This is a genomic window from Pseudomonas sp. TH08, assembly GCF_016651275.1.
Classification (GTDB): Bacteria; Pseudomonadota; Gammaproteobacteria; order Pseudomonadales; family Pseudomonadaceae; genus Aquipseudomonas.
In genome coordinates this window covers 669,413-685,533 of sequence record NZ_JAEKEE010000004.1, presented here as the reverse complement: position 1 = coordinate 685,533, position 16,121 = coordinate 669,413, and the positions used below count along the sequence as shown (strand labels likewise).

General features: G+C 59.8%; 15 protein-coding genes. 12 read left to right on the top strand and 3 right to left on the bottom strand.

The annotated features are described in order from the left end of the window. The first annotated feature begins 59 nt into the window (after positions 1 to 59). The 4 genes from JFT91_RS20160 (at position 60) to JFT91_RS20145 (ending at position 5,511) form a co-directional block, all read left to right on the top strand. Positions 60 to 1,064 carry a magnesium chelatase ATPase subunit I gene (locus JFT91_RS20160; protein ID WP_201233616.1) on the top strand — a complete coding sequence of 335 codons (1,005 nt, stop codon included), beginning with the start codon at positions 60 to 62 and terminating at the stop codon, positions 1,062 to 1,064. 53 nt (positions 1,065 to 1,117) lie between these two features. Further along, entirely contained in the window at positions 1,118 to 1,720 is a 603-nt protein-coding gene (locus JFT91_RS20155; RefSeq protein ID WP_518524889.1) for a vWA domain-containing protein, read from the top strand. A gap of 200 nt (positions 1,721 to 1,920) precedes the next feature. Continuing rightward, complete coding sequence (locus JFT91_RS20150; protein WP_201233615.1) at positions 1,921 to 3,567, top strand: phospholipase D-like domain-containing protein; 1,647 nt, start codon at positions 1,921 to 1,923, stop codon at positions 3,565 to 3,567. A 384-nt stretch (positions 3,568 to 3,951) separates the two neighbouring features. Beyond that, positions 3,952 to 5,511, top strand: a complete 1,560-nt coding sequence (locus JFT91_RS20145; RefSeq protein WP_201233614.1) for a TerC family protein — start codon at positions 3,952 to 3,954, stop codon at positions 5,509 to 5,511. 111 nt (positions 5,512 to 5,622) lie between these two features. Here JFT91_RS20145 and JFT91_RS20140 read toward each other — a convergent pair whose 3' ends face one another. Next, a complete protein-coding gene (locus JFT91_RS20140) occupies positions 5,623 to 6,051 on the bottom strand; it encodes a thioredoxin family protein (protein WP_201233613.1) in 429 nt (142 codons plus the stop codon). Positions 6,052 to 6,393: 342 nt separating this feature from the next. Between JFT91_RS20140 and JFT91_RS20135 the strand changes: the two genes are divergently transcribed. The 8 genes from JFT91_RS20135 (at position 6,394) to JFT91_RS20100 (ending at position 13,099) form a co-directional block, all read left to right on the top strand. Continuing rightward, positions 6,394 to 7,242 carry a transporter substrate-binding protein gene (locus JFT91_RS20135; RefSeq protein WP_201226041.1) on the top strand — a complete coding sequence of 283 codons (849 nt, stop codon included), beginning with the start codon at positions 6,394 to 6,396 and terminating at the stop codon, positions 7,240 to 7,242. Positions 7,243 to 7,293: 51 nt separating this feature from the next. Continuing rightward, complete coding sequence (locus JFT91_RS20130) at positions 7,294 to 7,956, top strand: amino acid ABC transporter permease (protein WP_059405928.1); 663 nt, start codon at positions 7,294 to 7,296, stop codon at positions 7,954 to 7,956. Positions 7,957 to 7,965: 9 nt separating this feature from the next. Beyond that, a complete protein-coding gene (locus tag JFT91_RS20125) occupies positions 7,966 to 8,628 on the top strand; it encodes an amino acid ABC transporter permease (protein WP_201233612.1) in 663 nt (220 codons plus the stop codon). Next, a complete protein-coding gene (locus tag JFT91_RS20120; RefSeq protein WP_201226039.1) occupies positions 8,625 to 9,422 on the top strand; it encodes an amino acid ABC transporter ATP-binding protein in 798 nt (265 codons plus the stop codon). The genes JFT91_RS20125 and JFT91_RS20120 overlap by 4 nt, the downstream gene beginning before the upstream one ends. Before the next feature lie 30 nt (positions 9,423 to 9,452). Then, positions 9,453 to 9,842: a RidA family protein gene (locus JFT91_RS20115; protein ID WP_201233611.1), complete on the top strand. Its 390-nt coding sequence runs from the start codon at positions 9,453 to 9,455 to the stop codon at positions 9,840 to 9,842. Between the two features lie 148 nt (positions 9,843 to 9,990). After that, on the top strand, positions 9,991 to 10,755 hold the full coding sequence (locus JFT91_RS20110; RefSeq protein WP_201226037.1) for an IclR family transcriptional regulator: 765 nt from the start codon (positions 9,991 to 9,993) through the stop codon (positions 10,753 to 10,755). 39 nt (positions 10,756 to 10,794) lie between these two features. Then, entirely contained in the window at positions 10,795 to 12,009 is a 1,215-nt protein-coding gene (locus tag JFT91_RS20105) for an amino acid deaminase (RefSeq protein WP_201233610.1), read from the top strand. Between the two features lie 154 nt (positions 12,010 to 12,163). Then, a complete protein-coding gene (locus JFT91_RS20100) occupies positions 12,164 to 13,099 on the top strand; it encodes a sugar kinase (protein ID WP_201233609.1) in 936 nt (311 codons plus the stop codon). A 107-nt stretch (positions 13,100 to 13,206) separates the two neighbouring features. Here JFT91_RS20100 and JFT91_RS20095 read toward each other — a convergent pair whose 3' ends face one another. Beyond that, positions 13,207 to 13,482, bottom strand: a complete 276-nt coding sequence (locus JFT91_RS20095) for a peptidylprolyl isomerase (protein WP_007912322.1) — start codon at positions 13,480 to 13,482, stop codon at positions 13,207 to 13,209. Between the two features lie 52 nt (positions 13,483 to 13,534). Then, a complete protein-coding gene (locus JFT91_RS20090; protein ID WP_201233608.1) occupies positions 13,535 to 16,072 on the bottom strand; it encodes a PAS domain-containing hybrid sensor histidine kinase/response regulator in 2,538 nt (845 codons plus the stop codon). Between the last annotated feature and the right edge of the window lie 49 nt (positions 16,073 to 16,121).

Sequence of the window (16,121 nt, the reverse complement as noted above, 5' to 3'; positions counted from 1 at the left end):
CCCCAACGGTCACCCCACAACACCCAGGTACACCAGAGACCACGAAAGAGAAAACCCAAATGACCGACACCCCACATTTCCCGCTCTCCGCCGTGGTCGGCGCCGATGACTTGAAACTCGCCCTGTGCCTCACCGCCATCGACCCGAAAATCGGCGGCGTACTCATCGAAGGCCCACGCGGCATGGCCAAATCGACGTTGGCGCGGGGCTTGGCCGACGTGCTCGCCAGCGGCCAGTTCGTCACCTTGCCGTTGGGCGCTACCGAAGAACGCCTGGTCGGCACCCTCGACCTCGACGCGGCCCTGAGCGCCGGGCGTGCGCAGTTTTCCCCCGGCGTTCTGGCGAAGGCCGACGGCGGCGTGCTCTATGTCGATGAAGTCAATTTGCTGCCCGATCATCTGGTCGATCTGCTGCTGGATGTCGCCGCCAGTGGCACCAACCTGATCGAGCGTGACGGCATTTCCCACCGCCATTCGGCGAAGTTCGTGCTGATCGGCACGATGAACCCGGAAGAGGGCGAGTTGCGCCCGCAGTTGCTCGATCGTTTCGGTCTGAATGTCGCCCTCAGCGGCCACACTGCACCCGCCGATCGTGGCCAGATCATTCGCCGGCGGCTGAATTTCGACAGCGACCCGCAAGCGTTCTGTGCGCAATGGGAAACGCAACAGCAAGCCCTGCGTGAGCGTTGCGAAGGCGCTCGCCGTAAGTTGAACGACATTGCGCTGGACGACGCGGCGCTGGCGCACATCACCGAGCGTTGTTTCGCCGCCGGCGTCGATGGCTTGCGTGCCGATCTGGTGTGGCTGCGCGCTGCTCGCGCTCACGCGGCATGGCGTGGCGCTGCGGCCATCGCCGAAGAGGATATTGATGCTGTCGCCGAATTTGCCCTGCGCCATCGTCGTCGCGAACAAACCGCTTCGAGCCCTCAACAACCTGCGCAATCTCCAGCTAACGCTGCGGCCGGCCCGAGTGAAGGGCAGGGCCAGTGGGGCGACCTGCCGGCACCGTCAATCGCCACGGGCGCGCGGCGTGAAGTGCCGAGCTGGCCAGCAAAAAAGCCTTAGGCATTCGCCCCCGATCCGCTGCGGGGGCGAATGCCAGACCCCGCGCCGGACGTCTGGATAACGGCCGCCAAGGCAAACGCCATGCCGCTCGCAGCGGCACCGTGAACTGGCCGGGAACGCTGCTCAATGGCCGCCCGCAAACCCGCGCGGACCTGCTGTTGCAATGGCGTACGCGCAGCCCGCATGAACTGTGGCTGGTGGTCGTCGATGCCTCGGCCTCCACGCGTCGCCATCAGGCGTTGAGTGATGCCAAAGGCCTGCTCGCGCAATTGTTCGATGACGCTTACCGCCAGCGCGCGCGGTTGGCGCTGTTGACGGCCAGCGGTACCGCGCCGAAGTGGCAGGTGCAGGGCCTGAAGGCTTCCAGTGGCTTACGCGCATGGCTCGATGCCTTGGGCGCGGGCGGTGGCACGCCGTTAGTGGCGGCGCTGGCGCAGGCACAGCAATGGCTGACGGCGCGGCGCAAACGCTTGCCCGCCGAGCAGCAACGTTTGCTGGTGGTGACGGACGGGCGCTTGAAAGCGTGGTCAGGCTTGCCGCTGCTCGACTGTCCGGGACTGTTGATCGATATCGAGCGCGGGCCGATTCGGCTGGGTCGGGCGAGGGATCTGGCGGGGGCATTGGCAGCGGATTATCGGCACATCGACGACCTTTGATCCTGATGTCGTTTGACCGGGCCTCATCGTGGGCAAGCCCGCTCCCACAGGTTTTTCTGCTGAACCAGGCATTGTGCCCACCTCGGGAACTGTGGGAGCCGGGCTTGCCCGCGATGGGATCCACGCGGATTCGGGTCTATTGACCACAATTTGCATCACTGCTCTATGCTGCACTCCAGCCCAATCACAAGGAGTGAGCGATGCGTATTCTGGTCAAGAACCCTCAAGACGACTTCCGCGTCAAAGCCTACGCAGGCACCAATGGCGTGCTGCTGGCGATGGATCTGGCCGAACCCCGGCGCAAAGGCCTGCTCGGATTCGCCATCGAAAAACAGCAAGGCGACAAGCCGTGGCTGTTTCTCTTCAACAGCCTGACCTTCCCCGGTAAAACCCATACGTTCCCGCAGTTTCACGCCACGCCCAGCGATAAGGCCCCACTGCAGAAATTCCGCTGGGCCGATTACGCGGTCAATCCAGGGATGACGATTCACTACCGCGTCCACCTCGCTTATGGCACGCCGGATGCTCCGCAACTGGGTGAATTCCTCGAACTGACCGTCACCAGCGACGACGGTCATCCGGCCGATCAAAACGTGATCTTCAACCGCGCCGTGGCCGCCAGTCAGGCGTTCCAGCGCAAATTTCCCGAACTCGATGCGCAGATCAGCGCCAACAAAAACATGCCCATCGAAGCTTGGCCCGATGCCGCGAGACAATGGCTGGAGAACGGCTTGCTCGGACGTTTGCTGGGGTTTATCGAGCGCGCGGTCGATGGGCAATGGGCGCTGGACATCGCCATTTATGAATATCAGTTGCAAGCCATCGTCGACGCCGTGAATGCGGCCTTCGAGCGCGGCGTGCAGATTCGCGTTTTGTACCACGCCCGGCCCGATGATGAAGACACCACGCTCAACGAGGCGAGCCTGGCCAAACTGCCCGCGTCGAACAAGCGCGGGCGCATCACGCACAACATCTTTCACAACAAATACATCGTTCTCAGTCGACTCGATGCGGCGGGCCAACGCCAGCCCCAGGCCGTGTTGTGCGGCAGTACCAACTTCACCGCGAACGGCGTTTATCGCCAGGCCAATGTCGTGCATGTACTGGACAAGAAGGCGATGGCGGCCAGTTACCTGCAAGTCTTCGAGCAGATCTGGGCGCTGCCCGATGACGTCGGCAAGACCCGCGACTGGATCACCGAACACAACCCGATGGACCCTGCGCAGCCACTGTTTGCCGGGTTCTCGCCACGTACCGGCGGCGGTGATTTGCGCGAGTTCGTCGAGATCATTGAGGCGGCACGCAAGGACGTCTTGTTTGTCACCGCGTTTACCTTGCCCGAGGCGATCCTCAACGCCTTGCTCGGACAGCCGCACGACGACATCTTGCGTTACGGCCTGCAAAACACGGCCAGTAGCATCACCGGATTCCACGCCGACCGCACGGCCGAATTCGCGGCAACGGCGTTGCTCAACACCGGTCTGGAAGGCTGGTTGCGCGAAAACATGAAAGGCCAGAAAGGCAATTTGCTGGTGCACACCAAAGCCGTGGTCACCGACTTCACCACGGACGCCCCGACCATCATCAGCGGCAGTCACAACCTCAGCGTTTCGGCCAGCAACGGTAACGACGAGAACTACCTGATCATTCGTGGCGATACCGATCTGGCCGATCGTTATGGTCTGGAGCTGCTACGGTTTTATGAGCATTACCGCTTTCGTTATTTCGCGAAAAAACTGGCGTTGAAGCAGGTCAGTCCGTTGGCGGTGGATGACAGCTGGACCAATGATTACTACGTCGAAGGCGATCTGCGCGAGCTGTCCCGCCTACGCTTTGCCGGCCGCTGAATGACTCACTTACTTCCTTGTAGGAGCTGCCGCAGGCTGCGATCTGTTGATCTTGCTTCTAAAAAAGTCAAAAGATCGCAGCCTGCGGCAGCTCCTACAGGGAGGATGGCGAGGTTGTTACAGATTTTGAAATGATTTCGCGCTGTAGGAAAAGTCGCTACAGCCTGTATTCTCGAAGGCCATTTTTCCTTCAGGATCTACATGAACACCCTCTCGGAGCCTCCCAGTTATCCGGTTTCCAGGCGCCACGGCGCAGTCTTGACGCACTCGCAACATCCAGTATTTCGACCCCCGACTGTTTTGGACAACGCAGCCACAGAGCTTGCGCGTTGTGCTTTGCCGTATCTGGCAGTCTGAATTTACTGAATAGAGATCGAGACGTTTATGGAATGGTTAGCGGATCCCACGGCCTGGTTAGGCCTGTTGACATTGATCGTGCTGGAGTTGGTGCTGGGCATCGACAACCTGGTGTTCATCGCAATTCTGGCGGACAAACTGCCCCCGCATCAGCGCGACCGTGCGCGAATCATTGGCCTTTCCCTGGCGCTGATCATGCGCTTGGGCTTGTTGGCGAGTATTTCCTGGCTGGTCACGCTCACGCAGCCATTGTTCGAGGTATTCGACAAAAGCTTCTCCGGCCGTGATCTGATCATGCTGTTCGGTGGTGTGTTCCTGCTGTTCAAGGCCACCATGGAATTGCACGAACGCCTGGAAGGCCATATTGGCGAGCGTTCGACAAACACCGCATATGCCATGTTCTGGCCGATCGTGGCGCAGATTGTGGTGCTCGACGCGGTGTTCTCGCTGGACGCGGTCATTACCGCAGTGGGCATGGTTGATGAACTGGCGGTGATGATGATCGCGGTGATCATCTCCATCGGTCTGATGATTGTTGCGAGCAAGCCGCTGACGCGCTTTGTCAACGCACACCCGACGGTGATCATGCTGTGTCTGGGCTTCCTGATGATGATCGGTTTTGCCCTGACCGCTGAAGGCCTGGGCTTCCACATTCCGAAGGGTTATCTGTATGCGGCCATCGGTTTCTCGATCCTGATCGAGGTGTTCAACCAGATCGCCCGGGCCCGTCGCAAACGCTCGATGCAGGGCCTGCGGCCGATGCGCGAGCGCACGGCCCATGCGGTGATGCGCTTGCTCGGCGGTCGCAAGTTGGCGGTGGAGGAGGTTGGCGAGGAGATTTCCGATCTGCTGGATGATGGTGATGCGCCGAGTGCGGAACTGTTCGACCGTCGCGAGCGGGTGATGATCAGCGGCGTCTTACAACTGGCAGAGCGCCCGATCCGCGCCCTGATGACCGTGCGTGCCGATGTCGACACCATCGATCTGGCCGACGATGCCGAGACCATTCGTACCAAACTGATGCATTCGTCCTATTCGCGTCTGCCGCTTATTCGCAACGGTGCGGTGGATGAACCGCTGGGCTTCGTGCACAAGAAGGAGTTGCTCAAGGAATATCTGGCGGGCGAAGAGCCGGATCTGGAGCATTTGGCACGCAAGACGATCAATCTGCTCGACAGTTACTCGATCCTCAATGCACTGGAGCAAATGCGTGCGGCATCGACGCACATCGCGTTTGTGGTCAATGAGTTTGGCGATTTTGTCGGCGTATTGACCATGACCGACATTCTGGAGTCGATTGCCGGCGAGCTGCCCGACGCCAGTGAAGTCGAAGGCCCGGACGTGGTCGAGGAGCAGGGTGGGTTCATGGTCAGCGGAGCATTGAACCTGATGCGCGTGCGCCAGCGCACCGGGTTTGGTGCAGAGCCGACCGAGGACTATCAAACGCTGGCCGGCCTGGTGATGAGCTTGCTGGATCGGCTGCCGATGGTGGGTGATCGTCTGGAATATGCAGGCTGGCAAATGACCGTCAAAGCTGTTGAAGAACGGCGAGTGACGCGGGTGTTGCTGACCCGCGATACCGCCTAACCCACAACTCCCCTGTAGGAGCTGCCGCAGGCTGCGATCTTTTGATCTTGATTTTAAAAATCAAAGTCAAAAGATCGCAGCCTGCGGCAGCTCCTACAGGGGATTAGAGACTTAGCAAAGTTGTCGGCGCGCACGAGGGACGGTGCAGAGGTTGCGCAATGTGCGCCGAAGCCAGCTCAGGTCATGTTGTTGCTTTCGCTGCACCGTCGGGGCCTTGGTTCTGCCGATGTGTCGGACAAAATCCACCGCCAGGGTTTCTTCAGTGCCAATCCCCTTGAGTTTCTTCACCAGTCTACCGTCCTTGTAGAACAGCACGGTCGGCGTGCCGGTCACCTGCGGATGGCGGGGCGACGCGCTGGTGTTGAGCATGTAGATGTTGGCGCGATGCCGGTAAGGCTCGGCTATCTCGCGGAAAATCGGCCCTGCCCATTCGCACGCGGAGCAGTGGTCATTGGCGAAATAAAGGATTACCGGGCGCCAGGTTTTCAGGGCTTTGCGGTAAGTGGGCGCCAATTCGGAGAGAGCTGCATTCACGCTCATGGAAATCTCCCTTTTCAGATCCGGCTGCGAATGTACTCAAGTTAAGCGAGTCTGAGTTGCGCGCCTACTGTCAGAGTTGACAGGTGCACTGTGCGTTGTTTTGTGTCAGTTGCTCCGAAATGTGGCGCGAATACCCGGCGTGTGTAGCCAACGGTAGCGGGGTCTCTTGCTAAAAGCCGTAACAACGTCATTGATCCTTTTTTTCATCCCCTTGATTCAAAAAACATTTCAATTCCTTGCAGATCCCTTGCGGATCCTGTGGCACACTTTCTGCTGTCTATTCCGTAGTAACAAACCGTGTTCCGGTATAGCGGAATAAACACAAATCCTGGAGTGCTTGCCATGCATCGCCGTCCTTCTTTGTTCAAAGCGTGTGTTTTTGTTCTTGCGGCTTCTTCCGCTGTCATGGGTATGGCCCAGGCCGCCGACAGCAAGCTCGACAGTGTGCTGGCCCGTGGCAAATTGATCGTGGGCACCGGCAGCACCAATGCGCCGTGGCACTTCCAGGGCGCGGATGGCAAGTTGCAGGGCTTTGATATCGACATCGCGCGGATCGTCGCCAAAGGTCTGTTCAACGACCCGACCAAGGTCGAGTTCGTGGTGCAGTCGTCTGACGCGCGAATTCCCAACCTGCTCACCGACAAGGTCGACATGAGCTGCCAGTTCATCACCGTCACTGCCAGCCGTGCACAGCAAGTTGCGTTCACCCTGCCGTACTACCGCGAAGGTGTTGGCCTGCTGCTGCCGAACAACAGCAAGTACAAGGAAATCGAAGACCTGCAAGCCGCCGGCGACAGCGTCACCGTGGCGGTGCTGCAAAACGTCTACGCCGAAGAGCTGGTGCACCAGGCACTGCCCAAAGCCAAAGTCGACCAGTACGACAGCGTCGACCTGATGTATCAGGCAGTGAACTCCGGCCGCGCCGACGCCGCTGCTACCGACCAGTCCTCGGTCAAATACCTGATGGTGCAGAACCCTGGCCGCTACCGCAGCCCGACCTATGCGTGGAGCCCGCAAACCTACGCCTGTGCGGTGAAACGTGGCGATCAGGACTGGCTGAATTTCGTCAACACAGCGTTGCATGAGGCGATGACGGGCGTTGAATTCCCGACTTACGCGGCGTCGTTCAAACAGTGGTTTGGCGTTGACTTGCCATCGCCAGCGATCGGTTTCCCTGTCGAATTCAAATGATCCCGTGAGAGTGGGGCGATCCATGTCGCCCCGCTCAAGGTACTGCTGACCATGAACTATCAGTTGAACTTTGCTGCCGTATGGCGCGATTTTGACACCTTGCTGGCGGGGCTCGGTCTGGGTCTTGAACTGGCGTTGGTGTCGATCGCCATCGGCTGCGTGATCGGCCTGCTGATGGCGTTCGCTTTGCTTTCAAAGCATCGCGCCTTGCGGGTGCTGGCTTCGGTGTACGTCACGGTGATTCGTAACACGCCGATTCTGGTGTTGATTCTGTTGATCTACTTTGCGTTGCCGAGCCTGGGGATCCGGCTGGACAAGATTCCCTCGTTCATCATCACGTTGTCGCTGTATGCCGGGGCTTACCTGACCGAAGTGTTCCGTGGTGGTTTGCTGAGCATTCCCAAAGGCCAGCGCGAAGCGGGGCTGGCCATCGGCTTGGGCGAATGGCAGGTCAAGGCCTACGTCACCGTGCCGGTGATGTTGCGCAACGTTTTGCCGGCGCTGTCGAACAACTTCATCTCACTGTTCAAGGACACTTCGCTGGCCGCTGCGATTGCGGTGCCGGAGCTGACCTATTACGCGCGCAAGATCAACGTCGAGAGCTACCGGGTGATCGAAACCTGGCTGGTGACCACGGCGTTGTATGTCGCGGCCTGTTACCTCATTGCCATGCTGCTGCGTTACCTCGAGCAGCGTCTGGCGATCCGCCGATAGGAGGCTGTGATGTACGAATCTCCCAGTTGGTTGCATGAATTATGGGTAGCACGCGAGCCGCTTTGGCAGGGCTTTTTGACCAGTGTGCAAGTCTCGGCGCTGGCGATTTTGCTCGGCACGGTGCTCGGCGTGGTGACCGGTCTGGTACTCACCTACGGCAAGTTCTGGATGCGCGCGCCGTTCCGTTTTTACGTCGACATCATTCGCGGCACGCCAGTGTTTGTACTGGTGCTGGCCTGCTTCTATATGGCGCCGGCACTCGGTTGGCAGATCAGCGCGTTTCAGGCCGGTGCTTTGGGCTTGACGCTGTTCTGCGGCTCCCATGTCGCCGAGATTGTGCGCGGTGCCTTGCAAGCCTTGCCTCGTGGGCAAATGGAAGCCGGCAAGGCCATCGGCCTGACGTTTTATCAATCGCTCGGCTACGTGCTGTTGCCTCAGGCACTCCGGCAGATCCTGCCGACCTGGGTCAACTCGTCCACCGAAATCGTCAAGGCTTCGACCCTGCTTTCGGTGATCGGCGTCGCTGAATTGCTGCTCAGTACCCAACAGATCATCGCCCGCAACTTCATGACGTTGCAGTTCTATCTGTTCGCCGGTTTTCTGTTCTTCGTCATCAACTACGGCATCGAGTTACTCGGCCGGCACATTGAAAAGCGGGTGGCCTTGCCATGACTGACGCTCAAGTTTCCAACGCTCCAAACGCCCAGCCATTGCTGGACATCCGTGGCCTGCACAAGCAATACGGTGCGGTCGAAGTGCTCAAGGGTGTCGATCTGAGCATGCAGCGCGGCAACGTCGTGACGCTGATCGGCTCCAGCGGCTCGGGCAAGACCACGCTATTGCGCTGCGTGAACATGCTCGAAGAATTCCAGGGCGGGCAGATTCTGCTCGACGGCGAATCCATCGGTTATGACGAGGTCAACGGCAAACGCGTGCGCCACGCGGAAAAAATCATCGCTCGCCATCGTGCGATGACCGGCATGGCGTTCCAGCAGTTCAACCTGTTCCCGCATCTGACGGCGTTGCAGAACGTCACCCTTGGCCTGCTCAAGGTCAAGAAAATGCACAAGGACGAGGCTGTGGTGCTCGCCGAAAAATGGCTGGAGCGGGTCGGTTTGCTGGAGCGGCGAAATCACTTTCCCGGTCAGTTGTCCGGCGGTCAGCAACAGCGCGTGGCGATTGCCCGGGCCATCGCGATGAACCCGAGCCTGATGCTGTTCGACGAAGTCACCTCGGCCCTTGACCCGGAACTGGTTGGCGAAGTGCTCAACGTGATCAAGGGCCTGGCCGAGGACGGCATGACCATGTTGCTGGTGACCCACGAGATGCGTTTTGCCTTCGAGGTTTCGGACAAAATTGTTTTCATGAATCAAGGGCGGATCGAAGAGCAGGGGCCTCCCAAGGACTTGTTCGAGCGCCCGCAATCACCGCGGCTGGCTGAGTTTCTCAAGAGCACGCGGTTTTAGCCTTTCGTTTTGTAATCAGGAGAAGTACCCATGAGCATTACCCGTTACGGCACCGGCAGCACCGCCGCTGGTGGCCAGCCACGTCCATTCGCTCGCGCTGTTGAAGCGGATGGCTGGCTACACGTTTCCGGCCAGGTGCCGGCGGTGAATGGCGAGATTATCGTTGGCGGTATCGTCGAGCAGACCCACCAGACCATGAAGAACCTGATCGCGATTCTCGAAGAAGCCGGTTATGGCCTGGAAGATGTCGTTCGTGCAGGCGTGTGGCTGGACGACCCACGGGATTTCAGCAGTTTCAATAAGGTCTTCGGTGAGTACTTCAAACCGGAGCACGCCCCGGCGCGCGCCTGTGTGCAGGCGAGCATGATGGTTGATTGCAAGGTCGAGATCGACTGCATCGCCTACAAGAAAAAGACTTGAAATCTGTGCTGGCTTCTTCGCGAGCAGGCTCGCTCCCACATTTGAAAGGCAATCCCCTGTGGGAGCGAGCCTGCTCGCGAAAGCGGCCTACCAACCGACGCAATACTCTCGGTAAACTCCCGGCGACTTTGAATGGGAATCCACTGACATGACCGAAGACACCATCAAACGCCGGGCTCGCGGTCTGGACCGGGCGTTCGATATCCTCGATTTCCTCAAGGAAATCGGCCAGCCGCTGCGTCCGAACGATATCGCCAACGGCATCGGCAGCCCGAAATCCACGGTCTACGAACTGGTCGCGTCCCTCGTGGAACGGCGGATTCTGGAGCCGGTAGGCAAGGACGGTCACGTCTATCTCGGCCGTCAGTTGTACTTCCTCGGCCAGGCGCATCTGCGCCATTTCGACCTCAGTCGCGAGGCCGATCACGCCTTGCAGGAGATCGTCAGCCAGACCCGCGAGACTGCGCAGATGTGCTTGCTCAACGGGCGCAAATACACCGTGGCGTTGATGAAGGAGGGCGAACGGCATTTCCGTATTTCTTCCGATATCGGCGAGAACGCACCGATCCCGTGGACGGCTTCCGGTCGGCTGTTGCTCGCGCATTTGAGCGATCAGCAGATTGTCGATCTGATCGACACCGACGACTTCATTTTGCCCGGTGGTGAACGCCTGCCGCTGGAGACGTTTCTCGGTGAAATCCGTCAGGCCGGGATCGATGGGTTCTTCTCCTTCGACAGTGTCGCCGACACCTTCACCCATTGCTTCGCCGCCCCGGTCAAAGACCGCAACGGCGTGGCCATTTGCACTTTGTGCATCGTCGCCCCACGGGCTGATGCGAAGAACAATTATCACGACTATCGCCGGGTACTGATCGAGAGTGCCAACAGCCTCGCCCGGCGAATCAACGAATAAAAGCGGCTGCCTGCGGCCGCGACTGTGAGGAATTCGAGCATGACGACTGCCATCAATACTGCTGTGGAAAAGGGCAATGCAGCCATCGGCGCGCAACTGGTGCGTGACGTCAGCCTGCCGGCGCTGGTGCTGCATCGCGAGGCGCTGGAGCACAACATTCGCTGGATGCAGACATTTGTCAGCGACAGCGGCGCGGAACTCGCGCCCCATGGCAAAACCAGCATGACGCCAGCCCTGTTCAAGCGTCAGCTCGACGCCGGCGCGTGGGGCATCACCCTTGCCAGCGCCACGCAGACGCGCGCGGCCTATGCGCACGGCGTACGTCGGGTACTGATGGCCAACCAGTTGGTCGGCACGCCGAACATGGCGTTGATCGCCGATCTGCTGGCCGACCCGTCGTTCGACTTTTATTGCATGGTCGATCACCCGGACAATGTCGCCGATCTCGGGGCCTACTTCGCTTCGCGCGGGGTAAAACTCAATGTGATGATCGAATACGGCGTGGTCGGCGGCCGTTGCGGTTGCCGCAGTGAGCAGGAGGTCATTGCGCTGGCCAAAGCGATCAACGCGCAACCGGCGCTGGCCCTGACTGGCATTGAAGGTTACGAGGGTGTGATTCACGGCGATCACGCCGTCAGCGGCATTCGTGAATTCGCCGCGTCGCTGGTGCGCCTGGCGGTGCAACTGCAGGACAGCGGCGCGTTTGCCATCGCCAAACCGATCATCACCGCCTCGGGCTCGGCCTGGTACGACCTGATCGCCGAATCGTTCGAGGCACAGAATGCCGGCGGACGTTTCCTCAGCGTGCTGCGTCCCGGCAGCTATGTGGCGCACGACCATGGCATCTACAAAGACGCGCAATGCTGCGTGCTCGATCGCCGCAGCGATCTGCACGAAGGTTTGCGCCCGGCGCTGGAAGTCTGGGCGCACGTGCAGTCGCTGCCGGAACCGGGGTTTGCCGTGATCGCCCTCGGCAAGCGCGACGTGGCGTACGACGCCGGGTTGCCGGTGCCGTTGCTGCGTTACAAGGCTGGAGCCGTGCCGGCAGTCGGCGAGGATGTCGGCGCATGCAAGGTCACGGCGGTGATGGACCAGCACGCGTTCATGACCGTGGCGCCGGGGATTGAGTTGCGCGTAGGCGACATCATTTCCTTCGGGACTTCGCACCCGTGCCTGACGTTCGACAAGTGGCGTGTGGGATTGCTGGTGGACGAGCAGTTGTCGGTGATCGAAAGCATGGAAACCTGTTTCTAAGTCTCGAAATCGTGTAATGGCCATCGCTGGCAAGCCAGCTCCCACAGGTTCTTCGGGCGTTCACAAATGTTGTGTACACCAAAAAAACGTGGGAGCTGGCTTGCCAGCGATGAGGCCAGACCAGACACCATCGAATCAGCAGAGACACCACAAGATGACCAGCCTGAGCCCATTGGGCCCCAACACCCCGCGCATCGCCCTGATCGGCGAATGCATGATCGAACTCCAGCAACGCGCCGACGGCAGCCTGCAACAAAGCTTCGGCGGCGATACCCTCAATACCGCCGTGTACCTGTCCCGCGCCTTGGGCGACAGAGCGCAAGTCGACTACGTCACCGCGTTGGGCGACGACAGTTTCAGCGACGCCATGTGCGCAAACTGGGCTGCCGAAGGCATTGGCCTGCAACAAGTGCAACGCCTGCCCGGGCGCTTGCCGGGCCTGTACTGCATTCAGACCGATGCCGCTGGCGAACGGCGCTTTCTCTATTGGCGCAACGAAGCCGCGGTGCGTGATTGTTTCACCACCCCGGCGGCCGAACCGATTCTGGCGGCATTGCCGGATTACGACGTGCTGTATTTCAGCGGCATCACCCTTGCGGTGCTGGGCGTCACAGGTCGGGAAAAGCTGATCCAGACCTTGATCGAAGCGCGCAAGCGCAATGCGCGCATCGTCTTCGACAACAACTATCGGCCGCGCCTGTGGGCATCGCTGGAGGAGGCGCGGGCGGCCTATCGCAGCGTCTTGCCGCACGTTGATCTGGCATTGCTGACGGTGGATGACGAGCAGGCGCTGTTTCAGTTTTCCGATTGCGAGGCGGTGTTCGCCGCGTATGCGCAAATCGGCACGCCGGAAGTGGTATTGAAACGGGGCGCCGAGGCGTGCTTGATTCGTTGTGATGGCGAGGCTTTTGAAGTGCCGGCGCAGAGAGTCGAGAAGGTAGTGGATACCACGGCGGCGGGGGATTCGTTTAGCGCGGCGTATCTGGCGAGTCGCTTGCTGGGCGCGAGTCCCGGTGAAGCGGCCGAGGCGGGGCATCTTTTGGCCAGCCAGGTGATTCAGGTTCCCGGCGCTCTGATTCCCCACCCTTGAACCACAACCCCTGTAGGAGTTGCCGAAGGCTGCGATCTTTTGATCTTTTAAACAGCAAGATCAAAAGATCGCAGCCTTCGGCAGCTCCTACAGGGAAGTGAGTCAAGTCAATCCCGGTAAAACACCTGCACCAGGTGATAACCAAACTTGCTCTTGATCGGCCCATGCACCGTGCGCAGTGGTTTCTTGAAGATCACCGCATCAATCGCTCCGACCATTTGCCCCGGCCGCACTTCACCCAGATCACCGCCGCGCTTGCCGGACGGGCAGGTTGAAAATTTCTTGGCCAACACATCAAAGGCTTCACCCTTGGCGATGCGCTGTTTGAGTTGTTCGGCCTCTTCGGCGGTTTTCACCAGAATGTGGCGGGCTTGGGCTTTCATCTTGCGGTACCTGATAACGGGGTGACGGCGGGGCGCGCGATTATGCCTCAAGTCACGGGTTTTGGCTGATCATCGTACGGATCTTGCTGGCCAGCAGTTCAATCGAAAACGGTTTCGCGACCATGTCCATGCCATCCTCGAGAAAACCCTGGCGCTCAGCGGCTTTCTGCGCGTAACCGGTCATGAACAACACCTTCAGACCCGGGCGATGCTGGCGGGCGATTTCCGCCAGTTGCCGGCCATTCATGCCCGGCAAGCCAACATCCGTTACCAGCAGGTCGACCCGTAGCCCGGATTCCAGTAACGGCAGGGCGGTCTTGGCGTCTTCAGCTTCGTGACCCTGATAGCCCAGCTCCTTGAGCAGGTCGAGCACCAGCATGCGCACCGCCGGATCGTCCTCGACCACCAACACGGTTTCACCCGTTGCAGTCGACGACGTCTGCTCAATGGCTACAACAGTCGGGCGTTCAGCTTCGATGCCATACAAACGTGGCAAGTACAGGCGCACGCTGGTGCCTTGCCCCGGCAGACTGTCGAGGCTTACATGGCCACCCGATTGCTGGGCAAATCCATAGATCATCGACAGACCCAGGCCGGTGCCCTGGCCGATGGGTTTGGTGGTGAAAAATGGATCGAACGCCTTGGCCTTGACGGACGGCGTCATGCCCGTGCCGTTGTCGCTGACCGCGAGCATCAGGTAATCGCCGGCCTTGACCGGTTCCAGCGTCGTGATGTCACTGCCGTCGAGGTAGACGTTGGCGGTTTCGATCAGTAACTCGCCACCCTCAGGCATGGCGTCGCGGGCGTTGATCACCAGATTGAGCAGAGCGTTTTCCAGTTGACTGACGTCGGTGCTGACCGGCCACAGGTCATCGGCCAGGCGCAGTCTGAGGTCGATCGGATCGCCTTTGGTGCGGCGGATCAGGTCTTCCAGCGAATGAATGAGTTCGTTGACGTTGAGCTGTTTGCGGTCCAGCGACTGACGTCGGGAAAACGCCAGCAGACGATGGGTCAGCGCTGCCGCGCGATTGGCCGAGGCCACGGCTGCTTCAGTAAAGCGACCGATTTCGCTGGCGCGACCGTTGGCGATGTAGCGCTGCATCAGGTCAAGACTGCCGATGATCCCGGTGAGCATGTTGTTGAAGTCATGGGCGATGCCGCCGGTGAGCTGGCCGACCGCCTCCATTTTCTGCGCATGGCGCAGGGCGTCTTCGGCGCGCTCGCGTTCGAACATCTCGTTCTGCAGGCGCTGATTGGCCTGCGCCAATTGCTCGGTGCGCGCGGTGACGCGTTCCTCAAGGGTTTCATTGAGATTGCGCAGCGCTTCTTCGGTTTTTCTGCGTTCGCTTTCATCGATCACAAAAATGTAGAAACCATTGACCGCACCGTCGGCGCCGTGGCGCGGCAGGTAATTCATCAGTGCGTGGCGGTTGCTGCCATCGCGGTGTGGTGTGGACAGGCTGAACGAGCAGGGGCGACCGGCCAGTGCCTCTTCGATAAACGGCGAGCGCAGAAAGTAGGCCTCTTCACCGATCACTTCGCGAATCGTGCGGCCATAGAGTTCCTGCGGCGTCAGCCCATACCACTCCAGGTATGCCGCGTTGTTCAGACGGAAACGCTCCTCATGGTCGACGTAACTGATGAGGATCGGCATGGCGTTGATGATCAGCTGCAATTCCGTCTGGCTTTGGCGCAATGCCTGTTCAGTATGTTTGCGCTCGGTCAGGTCGAGTGCCGCGCCGAGAAAGCGTACCGGCCGGCCATGGTGGTCCTTGTAACAACGCCCGCGGGCAAACACCCAGCGTATCTCGCCATCGGTTTGCAGCAGGCGATATTCCTCGGCGTATTCCGTGCCATGGGTGATGCAGTGCTTGATGCTGCGTGCGATCAGCGCTCGGTCTTCAGGATGCACAGCCTGTAAATAATCGCTGATCGGCAACTGGCCAGCCTGCGCCGGATCGATGCCATGCAACTGGGCAAAATGCGCGTCAGCGATGAAACGGTCTTCGCCGATGTCCCAATCCCAGGTGCCGACGGCGTCGGTGGCCGCCAGTGCCAATTGCAGGCGCTCTTCGGTTTCGCGCTGAACCCTGAGGCTTTCATCGGAGCGTTGTTGCAGCTCCAGCGCGATGCGTCGCCGTTCGTTGGTTTCGATGGCCGTGACCAGAATGCCAGCCACTTGCGCGGTTTCGTCGCGGATCGGGCTGTAGGTCAGGTCCAGCCAGAAGTCGGATTCTTTCCCATCACGTTGCAGGGTAAAGCGCCGTTCGCTGTAGGTGCGCACTTGGCCTTGTAGGACGGCGCTGTAAATCGGGTCAGTGAAGTCGCGAAGTTCTGGCCATATCAGGTGCGCCGGCTGTCCGAAAGCGTGCGGATGCTTGCTGCCGGCGAGCATCGCAAAGCCATTGTTATAGATCTGCGTCAGGTGCGGCCCCCACAACAGCAGCATTGGCATCGGCGAGTGAAGCACGATGTCCACCGCCGTACGCAGGCTCTGCGGCCAGGTACCGGCCTCACCGAGCGGGCTGTTGCTCCAGTCTGTGCGGGCAATCAGTGCCGTGGCATCGTCGTTGGTGGGTGCAGCGTTCATCACTTGTATCCTGGGCGTAAGTCGGTGGGGCGGCGTCTACTATGCTTGC